Origin of the sequence: Micromonospora sp. NPDC001898, from assembly GCF_042891255.1 — a bacterium.
Taxonomy (GTDB): Bacteria; Actinomycetota; Actinomycetes; order Mycobacteriales; family Micromonosporaceae; genus Micromonospora.
On record NZ_JBIATC010000010.1, the window covers coordinates 39,171 to 52,519 of the forward strand.

Here is a 13,349-nt window from a genome sequence, read left to right on the forward strand (position 1 = left end):
GGGGCCGCGGCCCCCGGCGCGGGCCGGGCGCGGGGGGGGGGGGGGCCCCCCCGGGGGGGGGGGCGGGGGGGGGGGGGGCCCGCGGGGCCCCCCCCCCCGCCGGGGGGGGGGCGGGCGCGGGCCCCCGCCGCCGCGCGGGCGGCGCCGGACGACACCCTGCGGATCGACCCGGCCCGGCTCACCGCCCGCTGCCGGGACCGCGAGGTCCCCCTCACCCGGCTCGAACACGACCTGCTGGCCTGCCTGATCACCGAGCCGGTCCGGGTCTGGAGCTACGCCGAGCTGCACCGATCGGTCTGGCGGGCCGAGGGACGCCAGCGCACGGCGGACGTGCAGTCCCTGGCGAAGCGGTTGCGGCGCAAGCTTGGCGAGCTCGGCACCGGCGTCACCGTCGTCGCGGTGCGCGGTGTCGGGCTCCGGGTGACCGATCACAGACAGCCGAGGGTCAGCGGCACCGACGGCTGACCCTCGCCCGGCGGCCGTGGGCGAGCCACCCGTGGCAGCCCGACGGGCGGGCGTCCCGTCGCCGCCGGCCGGATCGGGCCCGGAGGCGCGTGGTCACGCACCTACGGGCGGCCCCTCGGCCCACTGCCACCCCTCCCGCCGGCCGCCGCCACGCACTAGAGTCCGAACTTCCACTGCTAGGTTCCGGCCGACGCACGTGAGGGGCTCGATGGATCTCGCACGGACCGACTTCCACCTCGACGGCCGCTGGGTCGCGGCGTCCTGCCCGGAAACCCTGCCGGTGCGGAACCCGGCGACGGAGGAGATCATCGCGACGGTGCCGGCCGGCACCGCGGACGACGTGGACCGGGCCGTCTCCGCCGCCCGCGCCGCGTTCGACGGCTGGGCCGCCGCCGCCCCCGCCGACCGGGCGGCGGGCCTGGGCCGGCTGCACGACGCGCTCACCGCCCGCGCCGACGACATCGCCCGGACCATCGCGTGCGAGCTGGGCACCCCGCTCAAGATGGCCACCCAGGTGCAGGCCGGGCTCCCCCTCGCCGTCCTGCGCAGCTACGTCGAGCTGGCCGCCCGGCCGCCGGCCGAGCAGACCGTCGGCCACTCGCTGGTGGTACGCGAACCGGTCGGCGTCGTCGGCGCGATCACCCCGTGGAACTACCCGCTGCACCAGGTCGTGGCCAAGCTCGCCCCGGCGCTGGCCGCCGGCTGCACGGTGGTGCTCAAGCCGAGCGAGCTGACGCCGCTGGTGGCGTACCTGCTCTTCGACGCGATCGACGAGGCCGGCCTGCCGCCCGGCGTGGTCAACCTGGTCACCGGCACCGGCCCGGTGGTCGGGGAGGCCATCGCCGCCCACCCGGACGTCGACATGGTCTCCTTCACCGGGTCCACGGCCGTCGGCCGGAGGATCTCCCACCTCGCCGCGGACCGCATCGCCCGGGTCGCGCTGGAGCTCGGCGGCAAGTCGGCCAACGTGATCCTCGACGACGCCGACCTGGCCACCGCCGTGAAGGTAGGCGTCGGCAACGCGTTCCTCAACTCCGGGCAGGCCTGCACGGCCTGGACCCGGATGCTGGTGCACCGCAGCCGGTACGACGAGGCCCTCGCCCTCGCCGCGCGGGCCGCCGAGGGGTACCGGCTCGGCGACCCGTTCGACCCGGCCACTCGGCTCGGCCCGCTCGTCTCGGCGGCCCAGCGGCAGCGGGTGCGCGACCACATCGAGAGGGGCCTGGCCGACGGGGGCCGGCTGGTCTTCGGCGGACCGGACGCGCCGGTCCCGGAGCGCGGCTTCTTCGTCGCCCCCACAGTGATCGCCGACGTCGACCCGGACAGCGCGCTGGCCCAGGAGGAGGTCTTCGGGCCGGTGCTGGCGGTGATCCCGGTCGACGACGACGAGCACGCCGTCGCGGTGGCCAACAACTCCCGGTACGGGCTGGCCGGCGCGGTCTGGTCCGGCGACGAGGAGCGGGCGGTGCGGGTCGCGCGGCGGATGCGTACCGGCGCGGTCGACGTCAACGGCGCACCGTTCAACCCGCTCGCCCCGTTCGGCGGCTACAAGCAGTCCGGCCTCGGCCGGGAGCTGGGCAGCCACGGGCTGGACGAGTTCCTCCAGACCAAGGCGATCCAGCGATGAGGGCGCTGGTCGCCCGGGCACGACATGGTCACCCTGAGCGCCGTGGACGTCTTCCACACGAACCAGGCGGGCCCGGCGCGGTACGCCGCCCCGAGCCGCCGGGGCCGGGCCATGTCCCGCGAGAGTCGCCGATCGCGCCTGTGGGCGAGCGCGGCGTCGTAGCGTTGTCAGTGGGGCATCCCCCGGCACGGGGCCGGAGACTGAGCAGCGGGAGGCGACTGATGACCGAACCGGAGGAAGAGCAGGAGAAGAGCGCCAAGACCGACCGCGTCCTCTTCTCCCCCGACGGCGACCCGCACCACACCCTCGCGGAGGCGAAGCAGCCGGACGAGCACCTGGCCGTGCGCTACCAGCATGACGGTGAGATCGAGACGGTGGGCGACGACGAACAGCGGCCCTGACCGCGCGGTCGACCGGGGGCGGTGCTGATCGTCGTCGACGGCTGCGCACCGCGCTCCACCCCACCGGTCGGCCCCTCGGACGGGCCGCACCAGATTGGTCGCGAGCGGTCTTCATATTCTCCTTGATCGGGTTTACGCTCTGCCTCAGTCCTGAAGCGACTCATAGTGGAGGTTCCCCATGAAGAAGATGACTGTCCGCCGCACGAGCGCGCTGCGCCTGGTGTCCGGTGCCCGTCGGCTCTGGATCGAGTGGTGCTGGTAGTTCCGGGCACGGCGGGCGCTCTCGGGCGCCCGCCACGGCGGCGGCCGGCCCGGCCGTGACCGGCGATCCGGGCCGCTACGACTGCCACCGCGCCTACGGGCCGTACGCCGGAGTCGCGGACTTCCTCGGCCGGATCGCCGCCGAACGGCCCCGCCTGGCAGCCCGTCACGAGGTCGAGCTGTACGCCATCGCACCCCGGCTCGACCACGCGGCACGGCCGGTCGCCGAGGAGGAGCCGATCCGGTTCCATCCCGCCCGCCGCACCGCCTGCCTGGCCTACGGCGCGACGGAGTTCGTGGCTGCCTGGGCGGACAAGCTCCGACGCCCGGTCACGGTCCGGTTCGACCACGTCGCCAGCGCCGACGAGACCACCCGCGAGCTGCTGGACGCGCTGGCCCGCCGGCTCGGGTCGTCCCTGGTACGCCTGGACCTGCGCGACGGCGGCGACCGCGAACCGGCTGCGGCCGACCCGACGCCGGAGGCGACGCGCACGGCCCTCGGCGAGGGCCTGGCCCGCGGCTTCTACCACCACGCGGCCCGGGTGGCACGGCGCGGGCGCGCCACGGTGACCCCGGACGGCGACCTGCCGCACTGGTGGGCGTTCACCACCGGCCTGGCCACCGCCCTGGCGGCGCTGGGCGAGGCCACCGAGGCGCTCGACCTCTACCGGGAGGCGCGCGCCGCCACCGACGACCCGAAGATCACCATGTCGGCCGCGTACGCCACCGCCATGCTGTACGCCCGGCACCTGCCGGCGGCCGACCAGGACCCGGCGCAGGCGCGACAGTGGCTGGAGCGGGCGGTGCACCTCGCCGCCGGCCTGGACGACCCGCGGCAGCGGATGCTGTCCACCGTCTTCTACGAGCAGGGCCTGGCGCTGCTGGACAGCAGGGCGGGCGAGCCCGTCCTCGCGCTGCGGCTGATCGACGACGGGCTGGCCAGGCTGACGGCGGTGCTGGGCCCCGGCGAACGCCCGCAGGACCTGGCCCGGCTGCGCCACAACCGGGCGCAGGTGCACCTGGCCCTCGGCGATCCGGCGCAGGCGCTGGCCGATCTCGACACCGTGATCGCCCACGATCCCGGCAACTGCGAGTACTACGTGGACCGGGCCGCCCTGCACCGCGCGGCGGGGCGGGCCCCGGCCGCGATCAAGGACTACGACACCGCGATCCGCCTGGGACCGCACCTGCCCGAGGCGTACTACAACCGGGCCGTGCTCCAGCAGGAGCGGGGCCGCACCGAGCGGGCGCGCGCGGACCTGGACCGCGTGCTCGCCATCGACCCCGGGCACCTCGACGCCCGGATCGCCCTGGTCAACCTGCACTTGGAACGCGGCGCGCTCGACGCGGCCGAGGCCGGCGCGCGAGCCGGCCTGGCGCTGGTCCCGCAGGAGCCGGCGCTGCTGTGCACCCTCGGGCTGATCCGTTCGGAGCGTGGCGGCCTCGCCGAGGCAGACGAACTGCTCACCCGGGCGCTGGCCGGAGATCCGGAGTTGGTCGAGGCCTGGACTAACCGGGCCGCCGTCCGGTTCGAACGCGGCGACGTTTCCGCCGCCGTGGCCGACCTGGACCGGGCCGTGGCGCTGTCGGCCGCGCCGGTGCCCCGCTACAACCGGGGCACGGCGCTGATGCGACTGCGACGGTGGGACGAGGCCGCCCGGGACTTCACCCACGCGCTCGCCCAGCCCGGCCTCGACCGGGCGCTACGGCGTGACCTGCGCACGGAACTCGACCGCTGCCGCCGCGCGATGGCCGGATGACCGCGAGCAAAACCGGCTGACGGTCGCGCCCGCGGTCGGTGGTGCACCGGCTGGCCGTCGCCCGCTCCTCCGACGGGCGCCCGCCGACGCCGACGCACCACGGGCGCAACCACCCGGGCGGCGCACCCGCCCGAAAAGCGCTTGCGGCGCGCGGCGGGCTCCGGGAGGGTGGGTCCATGACGTTCTGACGGACCGCACCCAGTTGCTCCACGGCCTCACGGCGCCGACCCGCGCCGTCGTGCCGTCCGTCCATGACCACTTTCGGCGAAGTGAGCGTCCTTGTCTCAGCCACCCTTCCGGCAGGGTTCCCTGCCGCGGTCCACCCCGGCCCCGGGTTCGGCCACCGTCACCGTGTTCGCCTCCCCCACGAGCTGGATCGAGTCCGACGCCCTCGCGCAGTGCCACCAGGTGGCCGCCCTCGACGGCATGATCCACGTCGCCGCCATGCCGGACCTGCACCCCGGCAAGGGCGCCCCGATCGGCGCCGCCATGGCCTCGACCCTGTTGTACCCGTTCCTGGTGGGCTCCGACATCGGCTGCGGCATCGCCGTGTTCCCGCTCAAGCTCAGGCGTGCCGTGCCCGAGCGCCTCGCCGCCCGGTTTCCCGACCTCGACCGCGCGTTGGACCCCGAGCGTGATGCCGACGACCCGGCCTGGGCCGTCGTGACGGGCGATATTCCCGCCGGCCACGTGGAGGGCCTCGGGACGGTCGGTCGGGGTAACCACTTCGTCGAGCTGGCACGGATCGACACCGTCTTCGAACCGGACCACGCGAACCGGCTCGGGCTCGCCGCCGGCGACCTCGTGCTCATCGTCCACAGTGGTTCGCGGGGGCTGGGCGAACGGATCCTGCGTTCGCACACCGAGGTCCACGGCGCGGGTCCCGCCCCGGATCCCGAGGCCTACCTGAGGATGCATGACGAGGCCGTACGCTGGGGCTCGCTCAACCGGCGGCTCATGGCCGCCCGGGTCGCCCACGCCCTGGGAGCCGAGCCCACCGAGCCGATCGTCGACGAGTGCCACAACCTGGTCGAGGTCCGCGACGGGGTCTACCTGCACCGCAAGGGGGCGGCGCCGGGCGACGGCCGCGACGTGCTCGTCGCCGGCACCCGAGGCACCCGTTCCTACCTGGTGGCCGCCCACGCCGGACCGGACGCCAACCGTTCCGTGGCGCACGGCGCGGGCCGCAAGATGTCGCGCGCCGACGCCCTGCGCCGGGGTCGGGCCAAGCACACGATCGAGGAGCTGCGCCGCACGCCGATGGGGTCGCTGGTGGTGTGCGGCGACCGCCAACTGCTGTTCGAGGAGGCCCCGACCGCCTACAAACGCATCGAGCAGGTGATCTCCGACCTCGTCGACCACGACCTGGCCACCCCCGTCGCCGCCACGGTTCCCCTGGTCACCTACAAGACGCCCGACCTCGGGTCCGTGCCCCCACGGGATCGCCGGGAGCACCGCCACCGGCGAGGCCGGCCGTGAGCGTCCACCTGCTCATGTCGGCCGGGCGTGGCCCGCGCGAGTGCGCGTGGGCGCTGGCCCGGTTGTTGCGCCGCCTGGAGGCCGACGGCACCCGGCAGAGCCTGGCGGTCCGTCGGGTCGAGACCGTCCCCGGTGACCGGCCCGGCACCTACCGGTCGGTCCTGGTCCGGATCTCCGGTGCCGGCGCCGAGGCGTTCGCCGAGGCGTGGACCGGAACTCTGTGCTGGCAGGCGCCCAGCCCCTACCGGGCCGACGCCGGCCGGAAGAACTGGTACGTCATCGCCCGACCGTGCCAGGTCGACACCCCGCACACGGCGTTCGCGGAGAGGGATGTCGACTTCGTCGCCTGTCGCACCGGCGGACCCGGCGGTCAACACCGGAACAAGGCCAGCACGGCGGTACGGGCGACCCACCGTCCCTCGGGGCTCGTCGTCGTGGTCGACACGGAGCGGCAGTTCAGCCTCAACCGGCGCATCGCCGTGCAACTGCTGCGACGACGCATCGAGCAGGGCGACGAAACGGCAGGACGTGCCGTGACCACCGCCCGCTGGCGTATCCACGACGAGCTCGTACGCGGCAACCCCACCCGTGTCGAACGTCCGCAGACGTAGGGCGGCGCCTGGTCCCGCCGGTCGTCGACGCCACCCGTGGGCGCGTGGGAAATCGCGCCCCACCGCCTGCCTTCACCGCGCCGCGAGCCACCGGGCCAGCTCCCCGACGGAGGCAGCGGGACCCGGTCGCTGAACCCGGCGGCCTCGCGGCCGGCGTCGGCACTGAAGTCGACTACGAGCACGATCTCGGCCGGTGCCGACCTGAGCGTATGCCACATTGGATTGTTCACGCGTTCCGCCCTCGCGCGCCGCAACAGCGGTTTCAGTATCGCAAGAATTGCGCTGAGTAACTCCCGATGCGGAAGCCTGGACGACGGTATCAGCGACTTCCCAACCCCCGCGCCGCCGTCTATATTGGCCATGCCAACCGGGCCGGCTGTCAGGACGGCGGGGTGCCCGCGTGCCGAGCGTCGGGCAGACCAGTATCGCGACAAAGGAATCTGAATGCCAGCGGTTGTTGAAATCCGCGAGTTGGTCCGCACGTACCGAACACGGCGCAAGGCCGAGGAGACCGTCGCTCTCGGTGGCGTCACGCTGACTGTCGACGACAGTGAGGTCCTCGGCCTGCTGGGGCCGAACGGAGCGGGCAAGACCACACTTGTCAAGATCCTCTCCACTGTCCTCCTGCCCACCTCCGGTACCGCGAGGGTGCTCGGGAAAGACCTGGTCACCGATCCGCAGACGGTCCGGGAAAACGTCGGTGTCGTATTCGGTGGCGAGCGGGGACTGTATCCCCGGATCAGCGCGCGACAGAATCTCGCCTTTTGGGCCGCGCTTTATCGGCTGGACCGCCGTACCGCTCGGACCCGCTGCTCCGAACTGCTTGAGCGGATGGGGCTCGCCGACCGGGCGGACGAACCCGTGGAGACATTCTCCCGCGGAATGAAACAGCGACTGCACCTTGCTCGTGGGCTGATACACGGACCCCGGATTCTATTCCTCGACGAGCCGACCATCGGTATGGATCCGGTCGCCGCCCGTGATTTCCGCGCACTCGTGCGGGAACTGCGGCAGGAAGGGCGCACCGTTTTTCTCACCACGCATGACATGGCCGAGGCCGAGGCCCTCTGTGACCGGGTCACCCTCATCGACCGCGGCCGGCTCGTGCTCGACGAACCGACCAGACACATCGGCCGGTACCTGGATGCCCGCGAGTGCGTCGACTTCACCTGCGACGACCCGGCGGTGCTGGCCCAGGTGTCGGAGTTGGCGTTCGTGGAGAGCGTCGAACCACGTGACGGCGGCCACCGGGCGCTGCTGAGGGAACCCACGGACGTGGCACGGCTGCTGATGTGGCTGATCGAGCGGGGTGTCCTGTCGGCGCGCCGAAGCGAGCCCACGCTTGAGGACGTGTACCTGCGGCTGATCGGCACGAGAGCGATGTCGGTGTGAACGCGCTACGGGTCATCGCCGCGGCCTTCCGGTTGCAGCTCGCCATCACCCGGCGCAGCCCGGGCCACCTGCTGATCCTGCTGACCTCGCCGCTGTTCAGCGTCATCTTCCTGTCCCTCGTCGTGAGCGGCCAACGGTCGGGGACGCTGGTGAACGGCGTACTCGCGCCGGGCCTGATCGGGCTCTGGCTGATGTCGCTGGACCTGGCCGCCTCGATCATCGAAGAGGAGCGGTGGGCCGGGCGGATGGAACTGCTGGTCGCCTCGCTGACTCCGGTGAGCCTCGTGGTGTTCGGGCGGATCGGAGTCGTCATCCTGGCCGGCGCGCTGACCTTCTTCGAATCATGGCTGGTGGCAGTCGTCGGATTCGGAGCCGACGTACCACTCGAACGACCTGGCGTGTTCGCCGTGGCCATCCTGGCCACCTGCTTCGCGATGGCCGGTACCGCCACCCTGCTCGCCGCCGTGTTCATCAAGTCGCGCGCGCTGCACGTGTTCCAGAACGCCCTCACCTACCCGTTCTACATTCTCGGCGGGGTCCTGGTGCCGGTCGCGCTCCTGCCAGGCTGGCTGGAACCGGTCAGCCGGGTCATCTTCCTGTCGTGGAGCGCCGATCTGCTGCGCGGCTCGATGAGCGGGGACCTGCCGGAGGCATGGCCGGCCTGGATCGCCATGACGGTCGGTCTCGGCACGGCGGCGCTGGTCGCCGGGGTCCTGCTCATCAACCGAATCATCGACCAGAGCCGCGAGACGGCACACGTGGGTCACTCATGAACAGTCCATCTCCTCTCCGAGCTTCCTCGTTGGGTACCGGTTGGCTGCGCCTCGGCCACCAGTCGCTGCTGTTCTCGATCGCGGAGATGCGAACGGTGCACACGTGGCGCACCTGGCTGTTCGGCTGGGTGGCACGGCTGCTGGCGCAGGTGACGTTCTTCGCGTTGATCGGGAAGTTCGTCGCCGACGACGCCACCATGCAGTTCGTGCTGGTGGGCAACATCGTCGCGCTCTCGTGCCTGGAGTCGATGATCGTCGTGCTGACGATGGCCGGTGAGCGCCGGCTAGGCACCCTGCCGCTGCTCGCGATAGCCCCGACCAGCCACGTACCCGTCTACCTCGGGCGCGGTCTGCACTGGCTCGCCAGTGGTATCGCCAGCTCTGTCATCGGCTGGCTCGTCCTGCCACCGTTGCTGGGCGTACCGCTGCCGTGGCCGGAGGCGTTGCCCGCGGTGGCGATCATCCTTCTCGTCGCGCTCAGCTGCTACTGCTACGGCTGCTTCCTGGCCGGTCTCGCCGTGCGCTACCGCAGCCTGCAGGTGATCGTGCTGAACCTCGGCTACCTGCCCATCATGGCCTTCTGCGGCGTGAACGTCCCGATCTCCTTCTGGCCCACCTGGCTGCAACCGGTTCTCCACCTGTTCCCGTTGACCAACGGACTGCAAGCCATCCGTGCCGTTCTCGCCGGTGGCGCCTGGTCCGAGGTGTGGCCGAGGCTCGCGCTGGAGGCGCTCGTCGGCATCGGCTGGTTCGCCCTGGCCACCGTCTCGATCAACCGCGTGGTCACCAAGGGTCGCGCCGACGGCAGTCTGGAGTTCGGAAGCTGAGCGCACGGACGCTACTGCGACCACGAGTTCGAGGCCGGAGGCTGAGGCGCACTCGATGAACGTGACGTCGAGCCGGGGCGTCGTCACCGCCAACCTTGCGGGCCTGCCGGCGGACGAGGGGCTCAGGGTCTTCGCCGACGTCCTTTCCCAACTGTCGGCCGACATCGCGACCGACAACAGTTTCAGTTCGGCCACCCTGCCCGGCCACCCGCCCGTCGACCACACCTGCTCGACACGATTACACTTGCCCGATGACTGAGGCTCCGAATGCCCCGCTCGCTGCGGCGATAGCCCGTAACCCTGCCCTGGTGCGGGAGATTTCGGAGCATCCCGAGCGGTTCCGGATGCTGACGGGGGAGCGCCCCACCGGACGGTTGCACGTCGGTCACTACTTCGGCACTCTGCAGAACCGGCTCCGCCTGCAGGACCTCGGCGTCGAGCTGTTCGTCCTGCTCGCCGACTACCAGGTCTTCACGGATCGTGACATCAGCGCCGAGATCGGCCAGAACGTCCTCGAATGCATGGCCGACTATCTCGCCATCGGGCTCGATCCCGAGCGGTGCACGATCTTCGCGCACAGTTACGTACCTGAGCTGAATCAGTTGATGTTGCCGTTCCTGAGCCTGGTTTCGGTCAGCGAGTTGCAGCGGAACCCAACTGTCAAGGAAGAGATTCGTTCCTCCAACCGGCCGCAGGTGAATGGCCTGATGTTCACCTACCCGGTTCACCAGGCCGCAGACATTCTGTTCTGCAAGGGCAACCTGGTGCCCGGCGGGAAGGACCAGTTGCCGCACGTGGAGGTGACGCGGGACATCGCCCGGCGGTTCAACGAGCGGTTCGGTGCCGGTAAGGCCTACTTCCCGGAGCCTGAGATCCTGCTCAGCAACGCCCCTCTGCTGTTGGGGGTCGACGGCAAGAAGATGGGCAAGAGCCTCAACAACTCCATCAACCTCGGCGCCACGGCCGAGCAGACCGCAAAACTGATCAAGGGTGCGAAGACCGACTCGATCAGGGAGGTCACCTACGATCCCGATCAGCGACCGGAGGTCTCCAACCTGGTGCTGCTGGGCTCTCTGGCGGCGGGCCAGAGTCCCGAGGAGTTCGCCGCCGCCTGCGCCGACAGCGGCGGTGCCGGGCTGAAGAAGGCCGTGACGGAGGCGGTGAACGAGTTCTTCCGCCCGATCCGCGAGCGCCGCAGCGCGCTGCTGACTGATCCCGGTCACCTGATGTCCGTCCTCAAGACGGGGAACGAACACGCTTCCGGGATCGCGCGACAGACCCTCACCGACGTCCGCCGGCTCATGGGCACCGACTACTACCCGCTCGGGAACGCCTGACCCCGGTGCGGGTGGCCGGGTGTCGCGTCAGACCTCGCGGTACTTGGAGGTCCCCACTACCCGGGGCCCGGCCGTGGCGGATGCCGCAGCGAAGCATGCTGGCCCCGGGGCGATTGCGAAGTCGGGCGGGAGCGCTTGATCAGGGAGTCCGGGGGTTCCTGGCGTGGGCGCCGCTCCGCGGCAGGTACGCCTCCCGGCGCCTATGGAGTTGAGTCGAATACGACATCACCCACGCCCGCCGCGATCGGCGACCGCAAGCGACCCGACGGGGCGGTGGGTAACGCGACGGCGGCGACCCGACCGGCGGTGATGACGTGAACGACTCAGCTCCATAGGCGGTGCCCCACGGCATCGAGCCGCCGCGCCCGCAGCTCCGCCGGGCCACGGTCCCCGGCCGACCGGGGACCCAGAGCCCCGGCAAAGTCGCGAGGTGTCCGGTCCCGCCCGAAGTTCATCCACCTTCCGGGAATCCCGTTCCGCATCTCAGGATGGCAGGAGATCATGGAAGGAATTGGCCCCTCCGGGGGCCATTTTCTACCAAGATCTCCCGCGCGGTCAGTCGTGCCGTCGGAAATGGCGCTCCTGGTAGTGGTGCGCCGTACGGGGGCCCGGGGCCTCGGTTCCGCCGAACCTCAGCTGTTCCACATTTCGCCCAAATGCCGGGGAAGGCCGCGGCTACGGCCGCCCCTCCCCATGCCGCCCCGTGCGCCGGGCAGTCGGGCGGCGACCTGACGATCGCCCCCACCCCCGGTCGGGGACCTGCCCTTCGGCCCCTATGGAGTTGCCCCGTCCACGTTCCCACTCCACCGACCGCACAAACGGGGCAGCTCCATAGGGACCAACGCAGGGCAGACCGACCCGGCAGGGGCCGATGATGCCGGCAGCGCGCGCATCCCCGGGCGCCTGCCAAGCCGGAGACCCTCACGACTTTGCCGGGGCCCTGACCGGGGACCGCACCCGCGACAACGCAATGATCCTGCGTCTTGCCATGCCGACATATTCGACGGCTCCGCTGTTGATCGATGCGAACCTCGGCGCATTCGAGGAATCACCGCGCGTCCACTGGCCTGCCGACGTTACGCCGGTGGCCCCGCTCGTCAGTTCTGATGCAGACCGATGCGAGGCGGGAAACTATTTCGCCAGGCCCCTTTCCGCATCCTCGCTTTCGTCTTCGAGGTCGTCCTCTCCCCCGCGACCGCTAACCGAACGCACCGGTTCGGTCACCCGACAATCAGGCCTCCTGAAATACGGCGCGCGATGTGGGTGACATCATTGACAGTCCCGAGGGCAGACCTTAACATTCCCCACAATGTCGCAGCCTGATGATAGTCATGTAACAGTCAGCACGGATTTGTTCACGGTTCTGCGTGACGTGGGGCCGGCATTGGCGGGTCAAATCGACCAGCTCGAAATGATGCGGGTGGACAGAGCCCTGGCTGCCATGGGCCACGTCGCGAGGTATGTCGTCGTCGGGGCCGGGAAGCCGGGCCCGAAGGGCCTCCTTCCGGTTTATCCGGTCGGGCAGCCGTACGCCGTGGCGCCTCATCCTCGGCTGGTGCTCGAAGGGTCGGAGGCGACCCGGGGATGGCGTACGGGCTGCTACCTCGGTTCGCTCGGCCGGGCACCGGCGATGGCCGCGGTGAGCCCCGCCGCCGAGTCGGGCCCCGTGCGGGCCGCCCTGCTGAAAGCCGGCTGGAAGCTGGTGACGGAACAGTCCGAGCGGCTGGACTTCGCGTGCTTTCCGCTGTTGGACGACGAACTGCTGGCGGCGGTGCTGCCGTTGGTCGCGGCGGACGACCCGGTGCTGGTGGAGAGCAACGAGGCGTTCATCCCGGTGTCCTTCGACTCCTTCCCGGGATACCTGACGGCGCGGTCTGCGAGTCGGCGGGAGATGATCCGCAAGGAGCAGCGGCGGTTCCGGGCGGCGGGATTACGGGTCGTCGAGGTCGATCTGTCGGCATGGCACGGGCGTCTGGCGCCGCTGCTGCGGAATGTGGAACTGAAGTACGGGGTGGCCGGCACCGTCCAGGACTACGAGAACTACCTGGCCAGCATCGCGCGGACATTGGGCGATCAGGCGACCTGCCTGGCGGTGTTCGGCGACGACGATCCGGGCCGCAGCGACCCGGTCGCGTTCACGGTCGTCTGGCGACAGGACAAGATGTGGCGGGTGCGGTGCTGGGGCTGTGACTACGAGCGGACCGCGGGTACGTACTCGTACTTCAATCTGGTCGTCTACGAACCGCTGCGGCTCGCGATCGAGGCGGGGGCGCAACGGCTGACACTCGGTCGCGGAAGCCTTGAGGCGAAACTCGCACGAGGCGCCGAACTGCTGCGGCTGACCAGCGTCGCCGTGCCACTCGGCACAATGAACACAAGATAGAGGGAACCTCGACTTCCCCACTCCGGCGACGCT

Annotated in this window: 12 protein-coding genes; all 12 read left to right on the forward strand. The window is 71.1% G+C overall.

Annotated features, from left to right (window positions below; genetic code table 11):
* Positions 1–246 precede the first annotated feature (246 nt).
* Positions 247–465: a helix-turn-helix domain-containing protein gene (locus ACFYZF_RS20990; protein ID WP_387023406.1), complete on the forward strand. Its 219-nt coding sequence runs from the start codon at positions 247–249 to the stop codon at positions 463–465.
* A gap of 208 nt (positions 466–673) precedes the next feature.
* A complete protein-coding gene (locus ACFYZF_RS20995) occupies positions 674–2,092 on the forward strand; it encodes an aldehyde dehydrogenase family protein (protein ID WP_387023200.1) in 1,419 nt (472 codons plus the stop codon).
* A gap of 221 nt (positions 2,093–2,313) precedes the next feature.
* Complete coding sequence (locus ACFYZF_RS21000) at positions 2,314–2,493, forward strand: hypothetical protein (RefSeq protein ID WP_350886635.1); 180 nt, start codon at positions 2,314–2,316, stop codon at positions 2,491–2,493.
* A 317-nt stretch (positions 2,494–2,810) separates the two neighbouring features.
* Positions 2,811–4,514: a tetratricopeptide repeat protein gene (locus ACFYZF_RS21005; protein WP_387023202.1), complete on the forward strand. Its 1,704-nt coding sequence runs from the start codon at positions 2,811–2,813 to the stop codon at positions 4,512–4,514.
* 279 nt (positions 4,515–4,793) lie between these two features.
* Positions 4,794–5,993 carry an RNA ligase RtcB family protein gene (locus ACFYZF_RS21010; RefSeq protein ID WP_387023204.1) on the forward strand — a complete coding sequence of 400 codons (1,200 nt, stop codon included), beginning with the start codon at positions 4,794–4,796 and terminating at the stop codon, positions 5,991–5,993.
* Positions 5,990–6,604: a peptide chain release factor H gene (prfH, locus tag ACFYZF_RS21015; protein WP_387023205.1), complete on the forward strand. Its 615-nt coding sequence runs from the start codon at positions 5,990–5,992 to the stop codon at positions 6,602–6,604. Before ACFYZF_RS21010 ends, prfH begins: the two co-directional genes overlap by 4 nt.
* Before the next feature lie 444 nt (positions 6,605–7,048).
* Complete coding sequence (locus ACFYZF_RS21020; protein WP_387023207.1) at positions 7,049–7,996, forward strand: ABC transporter ATP-binding protein; 948 nt, start codon at positions 7,049–7,051, stop codon at positions 7,994–7,996.
* A complete protein-coding gene (locus tag ACFYZF_RS21025) occupies positions 7,993–8,769 on the forward strand; it encodes an ABC transporter permease (RefSeq protein WP_387023209.1) in 777 nt (258 codons plus the stop codon). The genes ACFYZF_RS21020 and ACFYZF_RS21025 overlap by 4 nt, the downstream gene beginning before the upstream one ends.
* Positions 8,770–8,798: 29 nt before the next feature.
* Positions 8,799–9,596, forward strand: coding sequence for an ABC transporter permease (locus ACFYZF_RS21030; RefSeq protein ID WP_387023211.1), 798 nt, complete (start codon positions 8,799–8,801; stop codon positions 9,594–9,596).
* A gap of 55 nt (positions 9,597–9,651) precedes the next feature.
* Entirely contained in the window at positions 9,652–9,855 is a 204-nt protein-coding gene (locus ACFYZF_RS21035) for a hypothetical protein (RefSeq protein WP_387023213.1), read from the forward strand.
* Complete coding sequence (gene trpS, locus ACFYZF_RS21040; RefSeq protein ID WP_387023214.1) at positions 9,848–10,933, forward strand: tryptophan--tRNA ligase; 1,086 nt, start codon at positions 9,848–9,850, stop codon at positions 10,931–10,933. Before ACFYZF_RS21035 ends, trpS begins: the two co-directional genes overlap by 8 nt.
* A 1,309-nt stretch (positions 10,934–12,242) precedes the next feature.
* Complete coding sequence (locus ACFYZF_RS21045) at positions 12,243–13,316, forward strand: GNAT family N-acetyltransferase (protein WP_387023216.1); 1,074 nt, start codon at positions 12,243–12,245, stop codon at positions 13,314–13,316.
* Positions 13,317–13,349: the final 33 nt, after the last annotated feature.

What these genes read in the sequence shown, in the direction of transcription:
- ACFYZF_RS21000 (WP_350886635.1), top strand. Translation starts at nt 2,314, where the DNA reads ATGACCGAACCGGAGGAAGAGCAGGAGAAGAGCGCCAAGACCGACCGC.
- trpS (WP_387023214.1), top strand. Translation starts at nt 9,848, where the DNA reads ATGACTGAGGCTCCGAATGCCCCGCTCGCTGCGGCGATAGCCCGTAAC.
- ACFYZF_RS20995 (WP_387023200.1), top strand. Translation starts at nt 674, where the DNA reads ATGGATCTCGCACGGACCGACTTCCACCTCGACGGCCGCTGGGTCGCG.
- ACFYZF_RS21035 (WP_387023213.1), top strand. Translation starts at nt 9,652, where the DNA reads ATGAACGTGACGTCGAGCCGGGGCGTCGTCACCGCCAACCTTGCGGGC.
- ACFYZF_RS21045 (WP_387023216.1), top strand. Translation starts at nt 12,243, where the DNA reads ATGTCGCAGCCTGATGATAGTCATGTAACAGTCAGCACGGATTTGTTC.
- ACFYZF_RS21020 (WP_387023207.1), top strand. Translation starts at nt 7,049, where the DNA reads ATGCCAGCGGTTGTTGAAATCCGCGAGTTGGTCCGCACGTACCGAACA.